10 protein-coding genes are annotated in these 16977 nt (G+C 72.2%); 6 read left to right on the plus strand and 4 right to left on the minus strand.

Translation table 11 applies throughout. The annotated features are described in order from the left end of the window. Positions 1-8 precede the first annotated feature (8 nt). Positions 9-1271, minus strand: coding sequence for a nucleotide sugar dehydrogenase (locus tag ACFYQ5_RS34145; RefSeq protein WP_389203258.1), 1263 nt, complete (start codon positions 1269-1271; stop codon positions 9-11). Between the two features lie 253 nt (positions 1272-1524). Here ACFYQ5_RS34145 and ACFYQ5_RS34150 point away from each other — a divergent pair, with 253 nt between their 5' ends. Continuing rightward, positions 1525-3231, plus strand: coding sequence for a glycerol-3-phosphate dehydrogenase/oxidase (locus tag ACFYQ5_RS34150; RefSeq protein WP_389203260.1), 1707 nt, complete (start codon positions 1525-1527; stop codon positions 3229-3231). Here ACFYQ5_RS34150 and ACFYQ5_RS34155 read toward each other — a convergent pair. Continuing rightward, the gene (locus tag ACFYQ5_RS34155) at positions 3129-4358 is read right to left on the minus strand and encodes a serine hydrolase domain-containing protein (RefSeq protein WP_389203261.1); all 1230 of its coding nucleotides are present in this window, start codon (positions 4356-4358) and stop codon (positions 3129-3131) included. The two genes, ACFYQ5_RS34150 and ACFYQ5_RS34155, sit on opposite strands and share 103 nt — an antisense overlap. A 119-nt stretch (positions 4359-4477) precedes the next feature. Between ACFYQ5_RS34155 and ACFYQ5_RS34160 the strand changes: the two genes are divergently transcribed. The 5 genes from ACFYQ5_RS34160 to ACFYQ5_RS34180 all read left to right on the plus strand — a co-directional run bounded on the left by ACFYQ5_RS34160 (position 4478) and on the right by ACFYQ5_RS34180 (position 15009). Then, positions 4478-6559, plus strand: coding sequence for a protein kinase (locus ACFYQ5_RS34160; protein WP_389203262.1), 2082 nt, complete (start codon positions 4478-4480; stop codon positions 6557-6559). A gap of 178 nt (positions 6560-6737) precedes the next feature. Continuing rightward, positions 6738-9509, plus strand: coding sequence for a protein kinase (locus ACFYQ5_RS34165; protein ID WP_389203264.1), 2772 nt, complete (start codon positions 6738-6740; stop codon positions 9507-9509). Positions 9510-9626: 117 nt separating this feature from the next. Continuing rightward, complete coding sequence (locus ACFYQ5_RS34170; protein WP_389203265.1) at positions 9627-11291, plus strand: protein kinase; 1665 nt, start codon at positions 9627-9629, stop codon at positions 11289-11291. Positions 11292-11483: 192 nt separating this feature from the next. Further along, positions 11484-13121: a succinic semialdehyde dehydrogenase gene (locus tag ACFYQ5_RS34175; protein ID WP_389203267.1), complete on the plus strand. Its 1638-nt coding sequence runs from the start codon at positions 11484-11486 to the stop codon at positions 13119-13121. Positions 13122-13170: 49 nt separating this feature from the next. Beyond that, positions 13171-15009, plus strand: a complete 1839-nt coding sequence (locus tag ACFYQ5_RS34180; RefSeq protein ID WP_389203268.1) for a GMC oxidoreductase — start codon at positions 13171-13173, stop codon at positions 15007-15009. Between the two features lie 70 nt (positions 15010-15079). Here ACFYQ5_RS34180 and ACFYQ5_RS34185 read toward each other — a convergent pair whose 3' ends face one another. Both ACFYQ5_RS34185 and ACFYQ5_RS34190 read right to left on the minus strand, forming a co-directional pair. Beyond that, complete coding sequence (locus ACFYQ5_RS34185; protein WP_389203270.1) at positions 15080-16102, minus strand: LAETG motif-containing sortase-dependent surface protein; 1023 nt, start codon at positions 16100-16102, stop codon at positions 15080-15082. A gap of 456 nt (positions 16103-16558) precedes the next feature. Beyond that, a complete protein-coding gene (locus ACFYQ5_RS34190) occupies positions 16559-16861 on the minus strand; it encodes a chorismate mutase (protein ID WP_389203272.1) in 303 nt (100 codons plus the stop codon). Positions 16862-16977: the final 116 nt, after the last annotated feature.

Below are 16977 nucleotides of genomic sequence, written 5' to 3' on the forward strand. Positions count from 1 at the left end.
GGTGGGTGTCACAGGCGGTGAGCGGCCCCCGCCGGGGTGGCTCCCCGGGTGTCCAGGAGGAGCTGGGCCTTCACCGCGAGGCCCTGGAGGTCGTACGTGCGGTGGTGCTGGAGAAGCACCGTCAGATCGGCTCCGGCGGCGGCCTCGTAGAGGGAGTCGGCGCGCGGGACGGGCAGGTCGCGCACCCGCCAGTCCAGGACGTGAGGGTCGTGGTAACCGATCTGGGCACCCATGTCCATCAGCCGGGTCGCGATCTCGCGGGCGGGCGAGGCCTCCTGGTCGGCGAGATCGGGCTTGTACGTGACGCCGAGCAACAGGACCCTGGCCCCCCGGACGGACTTGCCGTGCTCGTTCAGCAGGGTCGCGCAGCGCTGGATCACATAGCTGGGCATCCGGTCGTTGATCTCCTTGGCCAGCGAGACCATGCGCAACGGGTGGCCGGGCGTACGGCTGTTGTACGGGAAGTAGCCGGGGTCCACCGGGGCGCCGTGGCCGCCGACGCCGGGGCCGGGGCGGAACGGTTCGAAGCCGAACGGCTTGGTCTCGGCACACCTGATGACGTCCCAGAGGTCGACGCCGAGGTCGTGACAGAGCACCGCCATCTCGTTGACCAGGGCGATGTTGACGTGCCGGAAGTTGGTTTCGAGGACCTTCGTCATCTCCGCCTCGCGCGGCCCGCGGGCCCGGACGACCTTGTCGGTGAGGCGTCCGTAGAAGGCGGCGGCCGATTCGGTGCAGGCGGGGGTGAGGCCGCCGATGACCTTCGGGGTGTTGCCGTACACATGGGTGCGGTTGCCGGGGTCGAGGCGGCCGGGCGAGTGGGCGAGGTGGAAGTCCCGTCCGGCCCGCAGTCCGGAGCCCTCCTCCAGCAGGGGGCGCACGACGCTCTCGGTGGTGCCGGGCGGCACGGCTGATTCCACCAGGACGGTGGTGTGCGGCCGCAGCCGGGCGGCCAGGGCCCGTGCCGCGTCGGTCACGGCACCGAGGTCGAGGGTGCGGTCCGGCCCCAGGGGGGTGGGGGCGCAGATCGCGGCGGTGCGCACCCGGCCCAGCTCGGCCGGGTCGGCGGTGGGCCGGAAGCCGCCCGCGACCATCCGTCGGATGTCGGAGGCGCTGAGGGATCCCTCGACCGGCGTACGGCCCGCGGAGAGTTCGGCGAAGGGGCGTGGGTCGGTGTCGTAACCGACCGTGTGGATTCCCACGCCGACGGCTGCTTGCGCGAGGGGCAGGCCGAGGTGACCGAGTCCGATGACGGCGAGGTCTGCGGGCATGTGGGCCGTCCTTTCCCTAAGGCCAGGAGACAGAAAGCGCAACTGCTGTGGACAGCGCTATGTCAGACTAGGCGTAAATATGACCTATATGTCGGATTCTGTGACTCTTGTGGGGCGGGTGTTGTCCACAGGCGGTGGCTGAAGTCGTGGACCGCGGACAGAATCGAGGGGTGGGCACGGGCGCCCGGCCCTCCGGCCGGTCCCCGCCCCGTGCCGTACCACCCCGACGCACCGGGACTACCGGGAGGCAGCAGTGAGGACAGCGACACTGGGACCCGCGGAGCGCGCCGAGGCGCTGACCGCGATGGCCGAGCGCGAACTGGACGTGCTGGTCGTGGGAGCGGGCGTGGTCGGCGCCGGGACCGTGCTGGACGCGGCCACCAGAGGGCTCACGACCGGGCTGGTCGAGGCACGCGACTGGGCGTCCGGCACGTCCAGCAGGTCGAGCAAGCTGATCCACGGCGGGCTGCGCTATCTGGAGATGCTGGACTTCGCGCTCGTACGGGAGGCGCTGAAGGAGCGCGGGCTCCTGCTGGAGCGGCTGGCGCCGCACCTGGTGAAGCCCGTTCCCTTCCTCTATCCCTTGCAGCACAAGGGCTGGGAGCGGTTGTACGCCGGCTCTGGCGTCGCGCTGTACGACGCGATGTCGGTGTCCTCGGGCCACGGCCGCGGACTGCCCGTGCACCGGCACCTCTCCCGCCGCCACGCCCTGCGGGTCGCCCCCGCGCTCAAGAAGGACGCCCTGGTCGGAGCGCTGCAGTACTACGACGCCCAGATGGACGACGCGCGCTATGTGGCGACCCTGGTGCGCACGGCCGCGGGCTACGGCGCGCACGTCGCCAACAGGGCGCGGGTGACCGGCTTCCTGCGGGAGGGCGAGCGGGTCGTCGGCGCGCGGGTGCAGGACGTCGAGGGCGGCGGGGAGTACGAGGTCAGGGCCAAGCAGGTGGTCAACGCGACCGGGGTGTGGACGGACGACACCCAGGCGCTGATCGGCGAGCGCGGGCAGTTCCACGTCCGGGCGTCGAAGGGTATCCACCTCGTCGTGCCCAAGGACCGCATCCACTCCTCGACCGGGCTCATCCTGCGGACCGAGAAGTCCGTGCTCTTCGTGATCCCGTGGGGGCGGCACTGGATCATCGGCACCACCGACACCGACTGGGACCTGGACAAGGCCCATCCGGCAGCCTCCAGTGCCGACATCGACTATCTGCTCGAGCACGTGAACTCGGTGCTGAACACCCCGCTGGGCAGGGACGACGTCGAGGGCGTCTATGCGGGACTCCGCCCCTTGCTGGCCGGCGAGTCGGACGCCACGAGCAAGCTCTCCCGTGAGCACACGGTGGCCCACCCGGCGCCCGGGCTCGTCGTCGTGGCGGGCGGCAAGTACACCACGTACCGGGTGATGGCGAAGGACGCCGTCGACGAGGCCGTGCACGCGCTGGACCAGCGGGTGGCGGACTGTGTCACGGAGGACATCCCGCTGCTGGGCGCCGAGGGCTACCGCGCCCTGTGGAACGCCCGCGCCAGGATCGCCGCCCGCACCGGTCTGCACGTCGTCCGGGTGGAGCATCTGCTCAACCGGTACGGCTCGATGACCGAGGAGCTCCTTGAGCTCGTCCAGGGCGACTCCTCGCTCGGTGATCCGCTGACGGGCGCCGAGGACTACCTGCGGGCCGAAGTCGTCTACGCCGCTTCGCACGAGGGCGCCCGGCACCTCGACGACGTCCTGACGCGGCGCACCCGGATCTCCATCGAGACCTTCGACCGGGGTACCCGCTGCGCCCGGGAGTGCGCGGACCTGATGGCGACGGTGCTCGGCTGGGACACGGGCCAGGTCGAACGGGAGGTGGAGCACTACCGCAAGCGGGTGGAGGCGGAGCGGGAGTCCCAGCGGCAGCCGGACGACCTGACGGCGGACGCGGCGCGGCTGGGGGCACCGGACATCGTGCCCCGCTGAGGGACCGAGAGGCTCTGAGGGCGGTCGGGCGGGCAGAACTCCGCCTCCAGAAGTCCCGCTTCGAGGTCCCCGCCGGGTGGTGTGTCGGTGTTGACCCGGAAGGTGAGGACGTGACGGCCGTCGCGGGTCGCGGCGGTCCGGACGTAACTCCCGGTGATGTGCCCGTTGTGCCCCCAGACGGTCGTGCCGCAGGAGAGTTTCTGCGGATAGATGCCCATACCGTACGAGCCCTGCGCGGCACGGGTGTTGAGGAGCGTGGCCAGCTGGGCGGGCGGTAGCAGCCGGCCACCCAGCAGTGCCGCGTAGAAGCTGTCCAGGTCGGCCAGGGTGGAGACCAGCTCCCCCGCGGCGCCCGCGATCCGCGGATCGAGGACCGTGACGTCGCGCAACGTCCCGTCCACGGCGGAGCGGTGGTAGCCGCGGGAGTGCGGGAGGGGCAGGGTGGCGCGGGCGCCCGGCAGGGAGGTGCCGGTCAGCCGGAGGGGGGTGAGTACGCGGTGCCGTATCTCGGTGGCGTAGGAATGGCCGGTGACGCGCTGGACGACCAGGCCGAGCAGGACGTAGTTGGTGTTGGAGTACGCGTACGAGCCGCGCTCCGCCACCGGAGGGCGGGCCATGGCCGTTCGGACCGCGGCGGCGGGGGTGAGCGGCTGCGCCGACGGACCGGCGGCGCCCGTGAGTGCCGGGTCCGCGGCGGGCAGGGCCGTGGAGTAGTCGTAGAGACCGCTGGTGTGGGTCAGCAGTGCGCGCAGGGTGATGGCGGAGCCGTCGTTCCCGTGGCCGCGCACGAGACCCGGCAGATACGTCTCGACGCTGTCCTCCAGCCGGATACCGCCCTCCCCGGCGAGTTGGAGGACGACCGCCGCGACGAACGTCTTGGTGATGCTGCCTGCCCGGAAGCGGTCGGACGCCCCCATTCCGGGCCCCGTGGAGCTGTACGACTCCGCACCGCCGGTCGTGTCGCGGCGTGCCAGAAAGGCGGCTGCCGGGGCGTGGCCCTCGACGACGAGCCGGGGGAGGTAGGACGATGCGGTCCTGAGGTGTGGTTCGCTGGGCAGGCACGCGCTTCCCACGGCGAGCAGAGTCAGCACCAGCGGGGCGGCGAGCAGCGCCCTGAATATCGGCATGGCGGGGTGTTCCTTCCTCCGGCCACATCATGGCCGACCCCGGACCCGGGACGATGACCGGTCCAGGGGTGAGGGACAATGAACGCTCTGCCAGGGCGGGTTGATCGCAGAGGGGACGCATGTCGGAGGCGGAGCAGGCGCGGGAGCCCCAACGGGACAAGGACGGACGTCTCCTCGCGGGGCGGTACCGCCTCGGGGAGGTGCTCGGCCGGGGCGGCATGGGCACGGTCTGGCGTGCTGCCGACGAGACGTTGGGCCGCACGGTCGCGGTCAAGGAACTGCGGTTCCCGTCGGCCATCGACGAGGAGGAGAAGCGGCGTCTCATCACGCGAACCCTGCGTGAGGCGAAGGCGATCGCGAGGATCCGCAACACCAGCGCGGTGACGGTCTACGACGTCGTCGACGAGGACGACCGGCCGTGGATCGTCATGGAGCTCATCGAGGGCAAGTCACTCGCCGAGGTGATCCGTGAGGACGGGACGCTGACGCCGAGGCGCGCGGCGGAGGTCGGCCTCGCCATTCTCGACGTACTGCGCTCGGCGCACCGTGAGGGCATCCTGCACCGCGACGTGAAGCCGTCCAACGTGCTGATCTCGGAGGACGGGCGGGTCGTCCTGACCGACTTCGGGATCGCCCAGGTCGAGGGCGACCCCTCCGTCACCTCGACGGGCATGCTCGTCGGCGCACCCTCCTACATCTCGCCCGAGCGGGCCCGGGGTCACAAGCCCGGGCCGCCCGCCGACCTGTGGTCGCTGGGCGGGCTGCTGTACGCGAGCGTCGAGGGCCGCCCGCCGTACGACAAGGGTTCGGCCATCGCCACGCTGACGGCAGTGATGACGGAGCCGGTCGAGCAGCCGGCGAACGCGGGGCCGCTGGAGGAGGTCATCTACGGCCTGCTCGACAGGGACCCCGACCAGCGGCTGGACGACGCCGGGGCGCGCGTCCTGCTCAACGCGGTGATCAACGCTCCGGAAAAGCCCGTCGCGCCCCCGGCCGACTCCACCCAGATCATGGCGCTGCCCACGATCGGTGAGTCCAGGAGCGACAAGAGCGACAAGGGCGGCAGGAGCAGCAAGGGCGGTGGCAGGAAGGCCGCCGCGGCCGCATCCGTCGCCGCCGCATCCGCCCAGGCAGGTGACGTCGGCGGGTCCGGGGCCGTCGCGGGCTCCGGGAGACCGGCCACCGGTGACTCCGGCGCCGCGGGCCAGGCTGCCGGTTCCTCTTCCGGTTCGTCGTCGGCCACCACTCCGGTCGGCGCGTCCGGCCTCGCGGAGAGCACCCGGGACCGGCTGCGCGGCGCGCTGCGGTCCGTGCGCAACGCGAAGTCCGCCGTTCCCCCGGCGCCGGGCACCCCGGCCGCCATGGCGTCGGCCTCCGGGTCCGCCGTGCCGCCCGGCCGTCCGGCCGTGACCCGCGCGTCGATCACCGATGTCGTGCCGCGCCGCACGCTGGCGGTCATCGCCGGTGTCGTCGTGCTCGCCGTCCTCGGCACGGTCCTGGCGCTCACGCTCGGCGACGACGACGCGGGCAACGAGGGCGGTGGCTCCAAGGGCGACACCACCGCGTCGGCCGGCGCGACGGCCGGTGGCGACGCCGAGCCCGCCTCCGGCGGAGGCTCGGGCAAGGACGAGGACAGTACCCAGGACGGCGGCAAGGACGGCCAGGGGCAGGACAAGGGTGAGGCGTCCGGCGACACGTCGCCCTCGCCGGAGACCGAGGAGCCGGCCCCGGACCCGAACGCGCTGCCCGCCGGGTACAGGACGGTCACCAACGAGCAGTTCCACTTCGCCATGGCGATGCCCGGGAATTTCACGTTCGACAAAATAGCGGGACAGAACTCGGGCGCCATCTACAACGCCGGCGGTGGTTTCCCCCGCGTCCAGGTCGACTACAACTCCTCCCCGAAGGACGACGCGGCAGCAGCCTGGGCCGGGGCGGTCGCGGCCACCAAGAGCCTCAGCAACGGCTACAAGCACATCGGGATCAGGAAGGTCGAGTACAACGGCTACCCGACCGTCGCCGACTGGGAGTTCACACGCAACCAGCAGGGCATGCGGGTCCGGGTGCTCAACCGGGGCTTCAAGGTCGATGCCACCCACGGCTACTCGATCATGATCAGCTGCAAGGCGGACGCCTGGGACGACGAGGAGTGCCGGACGCTGCGCGAAACGGCGCACGCCACCTTCGCTCCGACCGACTGACCTGCCCGGGGGGCCGGGTTGCCTTGACCGGCCGCGCGGCCGCGACTTGCCACGTATGGTGAGAGACCGAGAACCGGACGCAGCCGGAATGCATGGTCGATTGCACAGCGAGTGACCGCGTTCGTCGGATACATACGGTCTCGGTGACCGGGGGAACAGCGCGCTGTGGGGAGGCGTCGTGGACGACTACGCGGGTCGGGTGCTTGCCGACCGCTACCGCCTTCCGCTGCCCCCGTCCGACGCGTACGAACTGGTCGAGACCCGGGCGTTCGATACGTACAGCGGACAAGAAGTCCTGGTGCGTCAGGTGCCGTTGCCGGAGGTCGTGGACGCGGAGGTGCTCGACGGCGACGGCCTGCCCTCGGCCCGGCGCGCCACCGGGCGTACGGTGCGGCGGCCCACGGACCCCGCGGTCCGGCGCGCGATCGAGGCCGCGCAGGCGGCGGCCCAGGTGCCCGACCATCCGCGCCTGGACCAGGTGTTCGATGTGTTCGCCGAGGCGGGATCGCTCTGGATAGTGAGTGAACTGGTCGCCGCCCGGCCGCTCGCCGCACTCCTCGCGGAGCGGCCCCTCAACCCCTACCGGGCCGCCGAGATCGGCTCCGACGTGCTCACGGCGCTGCGGGTGCTGCACGCGCACGGCTGGACCCACCGCAACATCACGGTCCGCACGGTGCTGGTCTGCGACGACGGCCGCGTCGTGCTGACAGGTCTCGCGGCGGGCGCCGCCGAGGAGGCGCTGTGCGGCTACGTCCCGGCACCGCAGCCGGACGACGAGGACCCCTACGGGCCCCCCGCGGTCGAGTCGGGCCCCACCGGGCCGTACGACCCTTCGGCGGTCGAGTCCGTGCCCTACGAGTCCGTGCCGTACGAGCAGGGCGCGGTGGTCCCCGGGCCCGACGGGCTGTCCGCTCCGGAAGGCCTGCCCGCCCCCAGGGCGGCCACCGACGGCGTACCGGCTCCCGGCTCCCACGCCGAGATCGAGGCGGCACACCCCGCCCTCCCCACCGCGGAGTCCGCGGAGGGGAGTCCGGCGCAGCTGCGTGCCGCCCGCGCCGGGGCCATCGCGGCCTACCGTGCGGGGGCCCGCGCCGCGGCCCGTGCCGGCGAGGACCGGAAGAGCGCGGAGCACGCGGCCGGTCCGGAGGCGGACGAGTCCGAGGAGACCGGTGAGCGGTCCGCTCCTCCCGACCCCGGGGCCCCGCAGCTGACCGGCGGTTGGGGCACGGCGGCAGGCGCCCCGTACCCGTACGACGAGGACGACGAGGACGACGACGAGGGCCCGGAAGACCTCGGGCCCCCCGGACGGCGTGTCCACCTCGCCGGCACCTGGGGCGACGGCCCCGGCGCCGGCCGCCCCGTGCCCGCGGGCGGCTCCGGAGGGCCGGGCGGTTCCGGCGAGGACGCGCTGCGCGCCGACGCCCGGCGCCTCGGCAGCGGATCAGCCGAGCGCCAGGACCGGCTGCCGCAGCCCGTGCCCGCCCGCGGACCCGCCGGAGTATGGGACGAGGTCGTCGCCGGAAGCGGCGCCACCCCCGCCTACCGGGGCCCGGCCACCCCCCTCGCCGCCGAGCGCGCCCGGCAGGCCCGTATCGCTGTCGTCGGCGCGGTCACCGAGCGGTGGGCGCCCGAGCAGGCGGGACCGGTCCACGACAACTGGCGGCTCGCCCCGCCCATCGGCCCCTCCACCGACCTGTGGGCGCTCGGTGCCCTGCTCTACCGCGCCGTGCAGGGCCACGCCCCGTATCCGGAGGAGAACGCCGCCGAGCTCGTCCAGATGGTCTGCGGCGAGCCGCCGGCCTTCGCGGAGGAGTGCGGTGCGCTGCGGCCCGTCGTCGAGTCGCTGCTGCGCCAGGACCCCACGGAACGCCCCGACTTCGAGGAGCTGCGCGGCTGGCTGCGCTCGCTCGTGCGCTCGGCCCCGGAGCCCGAGGCCGGCGCCGACATCGTCACGATGCCGCCCGCCGACGCCACCCGCCTGCCGGTCGTACGCCGCCGGGGCGAGCTGGTGCGCCGCCGCCGGGGCCGTGGCGGAGCGGGGCGGCACCGTCAGGGAAAGCCGCAGCGCCGCGACAAGCAGCAGACGTACGCGCAGCCGCAGACGTACGAGCAGCAGACGTACGAGGAGCTGCCGGCGTACGAGAAGCCGCCGCGCGCGCCCCGCGAGCCGAAGGGGCCCAAGGTGCTGCGCCAGCCGCAGCCCGGCGGCCGGGCGCCGCGACGGCTCGGACGGCTGCTGCTGGTGCTGATACTGCTGGCGATGGCCGCTGCCGTCGCCTACGCCATGCTGTTCATGCCCAAGGACGGTGTGGAGACCGGGGCAGCGCCCTCGGACTCCGTCGCACCGGCGGACCTGGAGCCCGGCAACGGCCCGTCGGCCAGGGAGTCGGCATCCTCGGGCTCCTCGGAGGAGTCCTCCGGCTCGTCGGGCTCGTCCGGTTCCTCCGGTTCCTCCGGCTCGGAGAAGCCGCAGACCAGCCGCTCCGCCGCCGCCCTCGCATCAGGCTACGAGCTGCGCGAGGACGCCGAAGGCTTCGAGATCGGCGTGCCGGAGGACTGGCAGCGCAGTCCGGCCGACGCCGACCGTCAGGTCCGTTACGGCAGCGACGGGTTCAGCGTGCTGATCGTGCCCGGCCGGGACACCGTCAAGGCCAACGGCAACGACCCGCTGGCCTACCAGCGGGACAAGGAACCCGAGTTGAAGCCCTTCCGGGATTCGAGCTGGGCCACGTCCACCGGCCTGCGCCGCGTCGACATCGGGCGACAGGCCATGGCGGAGGGGCAGTTCACGTGGCAGGAGAGCGACGGCCGTGAGGTGTACGTCCGTAACCTGGTGATGATCGTGGACGGCAGGTACCACATCGTCCAGGCCATCGGCCCGGAGAGCGAGCGGGACAAGGTCTCCGACATCTACGAGCAGGCCATCTCCACCTACCGCGTGGGGTCCTGACGGAGCGACAGCGGAACGCGACAAGCATCACAGTGCGGTCTCGTGGGCGATGCGAGGTTACGTGGCACCGCCTCTCCTCCGTAACCTGGCGTCCCAAGGAATGGGGCGGGGACACACGTGGAACACGCGCAGGGCACGGACGCGGGAATCGTACTGGCCGGACGGTACCGACTGGGTGACGTCCTGGGGCGCGGCGGCATGGGCAAGGTGTGGCGCGCCCAGGACGAGGTGCTGCACCGGACCGTCGCGGTCAAGGAGCTGACCGCCGGGCTGTACGTCGCCGAGGCGGACCGGGCCGTGCTGCACGCCCGTACGCAGAAGGAAGCGCGCGCGGCGGCCCGGATCACACATCCCGGGGTCGTCACCGTCCATGACGTCATCGAGTACGACAACCGGCCCTGGATCGTCATGCAGTACGTCGACGGGCCCTCGCTCGCCGACGCGACGAAGGAGTCGGGCGAGGTCGAGCCGCGCGAGGCGGCCAGGATCGGGCTCCACGTGCTGAGCGCCCTGCGGGCGGCGCACGGCGCCGGTGTCCTGCACCGGGACGTGAAGCCGGGCAACGTCCTGCTCGCCAGGGACGGCCAGGTCCTGCTGACGGACTTCGGCATTGCCGCGATCGAGGGCGACTCCACCATCACCAGGACGGGTGAGCTGGTGGGCTCCATCGACTACCTCGCGCCCGAGCGGGTGCGCGGCGGCGACCCGGGCCCCGCGTCCGACCTCTGGTCGCTGGGTGCCACGCTCTACACGGCCGTCGAGGGGACCTCGCCCTTCCGCCGTACGTCCCCGATCTCCACCATGCAGGCCGTCGTCGCGGAGGAACCGCCGCCGCCGCAGCGCGGCGGCGCGCTGGCTCCCGTGATCACCGCGCTGTTGCGCAAGGACCCCGCGGACCGTCCGACGGCCGAGGAGGCCGAGCGCATGCTGCTGGACGCGATGGAGGGGCGGAAGCCCCGTGCCGCGCAGGCGCACGTGCCGACGCAGCGGCTCTCCGAGGATGACCTGCGCGCCTTCTCCACCCCGGACGGTGCCACGGCCCACCTTCCCCAGCCCCTGCCCCCGCCGCCGGCGACCCCGCAGACCTCGGAGCCCACCACCCGGCGCAGCCGGGGCCGGTGGCGCACCGTCCTGCTGGTCATCGTGGCGGCCGCCCTGATCGGCGGGGCGGCGGGCCTGGTCGTGATGAAGGCGGGGGGCGACAGCGGGAGCGCGGCGGACCGGAGTCCCGCAGGACCGGCGCAGGACCCCTCCGCCTCCGCCTCCGTGGACCCGGCAGGGGAGGGGGACGAGGAAGGGGCCGAGCCCGTCCAGAAGGAGATACCCGACGGCTGGAAGCGGGTCACCGACCCCGAGGGCTTCAGCCTCGCCGTCCCCGACGGGTGGGAGCGGCAGGTGAACAGCGGCCAGATCGACTACACCCCCGACAACGGCGCGCACCGTGTCCGGATCAGCCTGGATCCGCAGCCCGACTTCGGGAACTCGTACGCGCACATGCAGAGCATCGAGAAGGACCTGGCCGCGCGCCTGCCGGACTACCTGCGGCTGACGCTGGAGGAGAACGTCTTCCGTGACCGTCCCGGCTCCCGCTGGGAGTTCACCTGGACGGAGTCCAAGGACCACCCGGGCCCGCGCCACGGCATCGACCAGATGTACTTCGCCGAGACGGGCGGTCCGGAGTACGCGCTCTACATGACCGGGCCCGACGGGAACCGCGAGGAGAACCGGCAGCTCTTCGAGACGATGCTGCGCAGCTGGGAACCGCCGGAGCGGACGGGCTGAGGTGTGATCCCGAAGATTCACGAATTCTGACGCCCGCTCCTCGGAGGGACAGCGGATCGCCCCTGATCAGCGGTTATCTCGCCAGTGATCACTGGCTGTATGGCCGGTGGGGGCGGCAGTCTCTGGCGGGGTCTGTGAAAACCTGTTACCCACGGGTACCCAAAGTGGGCGGGTGGACATACTCTCGCCCTCATGACGGACTCGCAGGCCTCCACGACCACCTCCGCCGCCTCCGGCACCCGCGTCGGCACCAATCCGGTGGCCGCCGCACCGGCGGGCGCGCGTACCGCCGCCGACGTGGTCACCCCCGAGGTGATCGCCCAGCTGACCCGTGACGTCGTCGGCTCCGGCCGCACGGCCAACCACAGCCCTTTCACCGGGGAGAAGCTGGCCGACCTGCCCGAGTCCACCCCCGAGGACGTCGCCACCGCCTTCGAGCGCGCCCGCGCGGCCCAGTCCTCCTGGGCCGCGACCCCCGTCCGGGCCAGGGCCGCCGTGCTGCTCCGCTTCCACGACCTGATCCTGCAGCGCCAGTCCGAGGTCCTCGACCTCATCCAGCTGGAGACGGGCAAGGCCCGGCTGCACGCCCACGAGGAGGTGCTGGCCGTCGCAGTCTCCGCCCGGCACTACGGGCGCAGGGCCACCTCCTACCTCAAGCCGAAGCGGCACACCGGGGTCGTCCCGACCCTCACCAAGGTCACCGAACTGCGTCAGCCGCGTGGGGTCATCGGCCAGATCGCCCCCTGGAACTACCCGCTCGAACTCTCCGTCGGCGACGCGCTGCCCGCCTTCGTCTCCGGCAACGCCGTCGTGATGAAGCCCGACACGGAGACCGCGCTGACCGCGCTGTGGGCCCGTGACCTGCTCGTCGAGGCCGGACTGCCCGCCGAGGTGTTCCAGGTGGTCCTGGGCGAGGGTCCCGTCGTCGGCCCCGAGATCGTCAGCCGCGCCGACTACGTCTCGTTCACCGGCTCCACCCGCACCGGCCGTGAGGTCGCCCAGGGCGCCGCCGCCCGGCTCGTCGGCGTGTCCCTCGAGCTCGGCGGCAAGAACGCCATGCTCGTCCTGGAGGACGCCGATGTGGAGAAGGCCGCCGCGGGCGCCGTCCGCGCCTGCTTCTCCTCCGCCGGGCAGCTCTGCATCTCCATCGAGCGGCTGTACGTCCACGAGTCCGTCGCCGACGACTTCGTGGAGCGCTTCGCCGCCCGCACGAAGGCCATGCGGCTCGGCAACTCCCTCGCATACGGCGCCGACATGGGCTCCCTCGTCGGCGAACGGCAGCTGGAGACCGTCAGCCGGCACGTGGCCGAAGCCGTCGAGAAGGGCGCCACGCTCGTCGCGGGCGGCGTCGCCCGTCCCGACATCGGCCCGCTCTTCTACGAGCCGACCATCCTCGACGGTGTCGAGGCGCCCATGGCGGTCTGCGGCGAGGAGACCTTCGGCCCGGTCGTCTCCGTCTACCGCTTCAGCGACGACGACGAGGCCGTCTCCCTCGCCAACGCCACCCCGTACGGCCTCAACTCCAGTGTCTGGACGAAGAACTCCGGGCGTGGCCACCGCGTCGCCGCGCGGCTGCGGACCGGCACCGTCAACATCAACGAGGGGTACGCACCCGCGTACGGCAGCGTCCAGTCACCCATGGGTGGCATGAAGGACTCCGGTCTCGGCCGGCGGCACGGCTCCGAGGGCATCCTGAAGTACACCGAGGCCCAGACGGTCGCCCAGCAGCGGCTGATCCCCCTGGCCCCGGCCTTCGGGATGGACGACGAGAAGTACGCCGCCTTCATGAGCCGCAGCCTCAAGGCGATGAAGGCCTTCCGGCTGCGCTGAGCCGCCCCCTCACCGTCCCCTACCTGCCCTGTTCGTACCGAGGAGAGCCATGTCCCAGGACAGCCATGCCCAGAATCAGTCCGGCCCGGCCGCTTCGGCGGCGGACGACGACGCGTACGACTACGACGTCCTCGTCGTCGGCTCGGGCTTCGGCGGCGCGGTCTCGGCCCTGCGGCTGAGCGAGAAGGGATACCGGGTCGGCGTCCTGGAGGCGGGCCGCCGCTTCACGCCCGCGACGCTGCCCAAGAACTCCTGGGACATCAAGAACTACCTGTGGGCCCCGGCGCTCGGCCTGTTCGGCATCCAGCGGGTGCATCTGCTGGGCAAGGTGATGGTGCTGGCCGGCGCGGGCGTCGGCGGGGGCTCCCTCAACTACGCCAACACGCTGTACGTGCCGCCCACACCGTTCTTCGAGGACCGCCAGTGGGCCGGCATCACCGACTGGAAGGACGAACTGGCGCCGTACTACGACCAGGCGAAGCGGATGCTCGGGGTGCGGCTCAACCCGACCGTGACCCCGGCGGACGTCCACCTCAAGGCCGTGGCCGAGACCATGGGCGTCGGCGACTCCTTCCATCTGGCCCCGGTCGGCGTCTTCTTCGGCGACGGCCAGGACGCCGACGGCACGGCGCGCACGAAGCCCGGCGGGGAGACGGCCGACCCCTACTTCGGCGGCGCGGGCCCCGCCCGCAAGGCATGCTCCCAGTGCGGCGAATGCATGACGGGCTGCCGTCACGGCGCGAAGAACACCCTCAACGAGAACTACCTGTACCTGGCGGAGAAGGCCGGCGCCGTCATCCACCCGATGACGTCCGTCGTCGCCGTCACGGACGGTCCGGACGGCGGCTACCGCGTGTCGACCGTGCCCACGCACCGGCGCCGCAAGGCGGCACCGTCCGTGCTGCGGGCCCGGAAGGTGGTCATCGCCGCGGGCACGTACGGGACACAGACCCTGCTGCACACGATGAAGGACGACGGACTGCTGCCCCGGCTGTCGTCCCGGCTCGGAGAACTGACCCGTACCAACTCCGAAGGGCTGGTGGGGGCGCAGACCAGCGACCGCCGCTACCGCAAGAAGCACGGCACCGCCAAGGCCGACTTCACCCGGGGGGTCGCCATCACCTCGTCGATCCACCCCGACGAGAACACCCACATCGAGCCGGTGCGTTACGGCAAGGGCTCCAACGCGATGGGCGCGCTGACCATCCTCCAGGTGCCCTACAGCACCCACCGGGTGCTGAGCTGGTTCGGCAACGTGGCCAGGCACCCGTGGCTCATGATGCGCTCCCTGTCCAACCGGCGCTGGTCGGAGCGGACCATCATCGGCCTGGTCATGCAGTCGCTGGACAACTCCCTGGTCGCGTACCGCAAGCCCGGCGGTGTCGGAAAGGGGCTGCTCACCGCCCGGCAGGGGCACGGGGCGCCCAACCCGACGCAGATCGCGGAGGCGACCCAGGGCGCGACGCTGCTCGCCCAGGAGATCAACGGCTTCGCCGGATCGAACATCGGCGAGCTGATGGGCACCCCGCTCACCGCGCACTTCCTCGGTGGCTGCCCGATCGGAGCGAGCGCCGAGGAGGGCGTCATCGATCCGTACCACCGGCTGTACGGGCACCCGGGCATCTCCGTCGTCGACGGCTCGGCGGTCTCCGCCAACCTCGGCGTCAATCCGTCGCTGACCATCACGGCGCAGGCGGAACGCGCGATGTCCTTCTGGCCCAACAAGGGCGAGGCGGACCCGCGTCCGGCGCAGGACACGGCCTACGAGCGGCTGGCCGCGGTCCAGCCGAAGTCGCCCGCCGTGCCGGAGGAGGCGTTCGGCGCGCTGAAGCTGCCGTTCCTGGGGATACCGGTGGTGCCGCCGAGGGCGGCGGCGTCCGAGTCCTGAGCGGGGGAACGCGAAGGGGCTGCACCCCCCTCCGAGTGCAGCCCCTTCACTCACCTGGCGGTGACGCGCCTCACGCGGCGGCGTTCTTGCGGCGCCGCACGATGAACATCGCGCCGGCACCCAGCACCACGGCCGCGCCACCCGCGAGGGCGATCCCCGACGTGCTGGAGGACGAACCGGTCTCGGCGAGGCTGCCGGTGACCTTGTTGGTGTCGCCGGCCGGCTTCGTGTCGGGCACGGGGACCTTGCCGCCCTCCTGGGGCTTCGTGCCGTCCTCGTCACCGGCCTTCACGATCTGGAACCTGTAGGCGACGTCCGTGAAGCACGGAACGGCCTCCAGCTCCTCGCCGAAGACGAGCCCGCCGCCGAGGCTGAAGCCGGCACCCACCGGGGCGCTCGCCTCGACTTTGATGCGCAGGTCGATGTCGACCTCGTAGCCGGGCTTGATCTCGTCGGTCTCGCCGACGTAGCCGGACGACGTGCCCAGGTCCTCCAGGTCCTCCCAGGTGCCCTCCGCCTCGTTGAGAGCCTGGAGCTTGACCTGCTTGGTCGTGAAGAGCTGCGCGCCGGCCTTGTCGGCGGCGGCGCCCGCGAAGAACGCGACGTTCTTCACGGTCTTTTCCGAGTCGTTGTAGACGTTGAAGGTGAACCGGTCCCAGCCGCTGCCCCGGACGATCTTGCCGGAGAGGCCGTTGATGGAGAGTTCGAGCGGACGCGGCTCGCACTGGCCGAGCTCCTCGTCGCCCTCCCCGTCCTCGTCCTCGTCCTCGGACTCCGAGGCGGTGGGCGTCGGCGTCGCGGGCGCCGTCTCGGACTCGGTGGCGGTCGGGGTCGGGGAAGCCGTTCCGGGCGTGGTGCCCTCGGACGACTCCGTGGCCTCCGGAGTGACCGTCGCGGACGGCGCGGCGGACTCGGTGTTCTCAGGGGACGCCGGCGCGGACGGCGTCTCGCTCACCGTCTCGGACGGCGTGGCCGAGGGGCTCTCGGTCGTCGTGGTCTCGGGGTCCGCGAACGCGGCCGGCGCCGAAAGCAGGACGACCGGGCCTATGACGGCGGTGGCGGCAGCGAGTGCCAGGGTGCGGCGAAGCTTCATCTGTGGCCTCAGCGGGTCCGTGGTACCGCGTGGATCGCGGTACCGGAAATGATGAACGGGCCTGCCGTTGTGGGGACGGAACGAGCCGTTGTGTTCGCCATGCATGACCCGTGAAGCCGCATAACGGTTGTCCCCGACTTCACAGAATCCTTATGTGGCGCTCGCCACAGCCCAGGGCGTCCGAAGGCGGCCGGCCCCGGGCGTCCCCGGGGCCGGCCGCACAGGGGATGACCGGTCCGCTGTCCCCTGCCGACCGGTCACACACGCCGGGTCGTGGTCCCACGACGTACCTGCGGTACGCCACACGTCCCGGCGGAGCCACGCGTGGATTCCTGCCGCTGCCGCCCCTGGCTGGCACGGACACCCGGACCAACGAAGCCGTCCGGGGCCCGGTCACGCGCCGTACGGGTGAGACCGGGCCCGAACGCGGGTGCGGCCGTACAGCCCTGCCGTGCGTCACACCCGGCCGCGGCACAGTTCCAGCAGCGTCATGGCGAGGGCCGTGCCCGGCTTGCCCAGGGCGTCGCTGTAGTGGCTGAGGACGTCCATCTCCCGGGAGAGGTTCACCCGGCGGCCCCCCGACGTGATCCTCGCCTCCTGGATGACCGCCGAGACGGCCATCCGTTCCTGGACCAGGCCGATGATCCGGTCGTCCAGCGCGTCGATGCGCGTCCGCGCGCCGCCGATCAGGACGGCGGCCTCGTCGGTGTGCGCGCCGGTCCGCTCGGCGGCGGTCTTCGTGGGAGCGGTGCTGTTCATCGGTGACTCCTGGTGGGGTTGAGGCCCCCGGGAGCGACGGACCCGGAACGCCAGAACGCCCCGGGCCTGTCGGCCCGGGGCGCCTGGAACGTTGCTTGTCAGTTGCTCAAGCAGCA

Source organism: Streptomyces sp. NPDC005794 (genome assembly GCF_042871445.1).
Classification (GTDB): domain Bacteria; phylum Actinomycetota; class Actinomycetes; order Streptomycetales; family Streptomycetaceae; genus Streptomyces.

Coding starts and splice junctions, on each gene's coding strand:
- ACFYQ5_RS34145 (WP_389203258.1), bottom strand. CDS start 1,271: ATGCCCGCAGACCTCGCCGTCATCGGACTCGGTCACCTCGGCCTGCCC.
- ACFYQ5_RS34155 (WP_389203261.1), bottom strand. CDS start 4,358: ATGCCGATATTCAGGGCGCTGCTCGCCGCCCCGCTGGTGCTGACTCTG.
- ACFYQ5_RS34160 (WP_389203262.1), top strand. CDS start 4,478: ATGTCGGAGGCGGAGCAGGCGCGGGAGCCCCAACGGGACAAGGACGGA.
- ACFYQ5_RS34175 (WP_389203267.1), top strand. CDS start 11,484: ATGACGGACTCGCAGGCCTCCACGACCACCTCCGCCGCCTCCGGCACC.
- ACFYQ5_RS34180 (WP_389203268.1), top strand. CDS start 13,171: ATGTCCCAGGACAGCCATGCCCAGAATCAGTCCGGCCCGGCCGCTTCG.
- ACFYQ5_RS34185 (WP_389203270.1), bottom strand. CDS start 16,102: ATGAAGCTTCGCCGCACCCTGGCACTCGCTGCCGCCACCGCCGTCATA.
- ACFYQ5_RS34190 (WP_389203272.1), bottom strand. CDS start 16,861: ATGAACAGCACCGCTCCCACGAAGACCGCCGCCGAGCGGACCGGCGCG.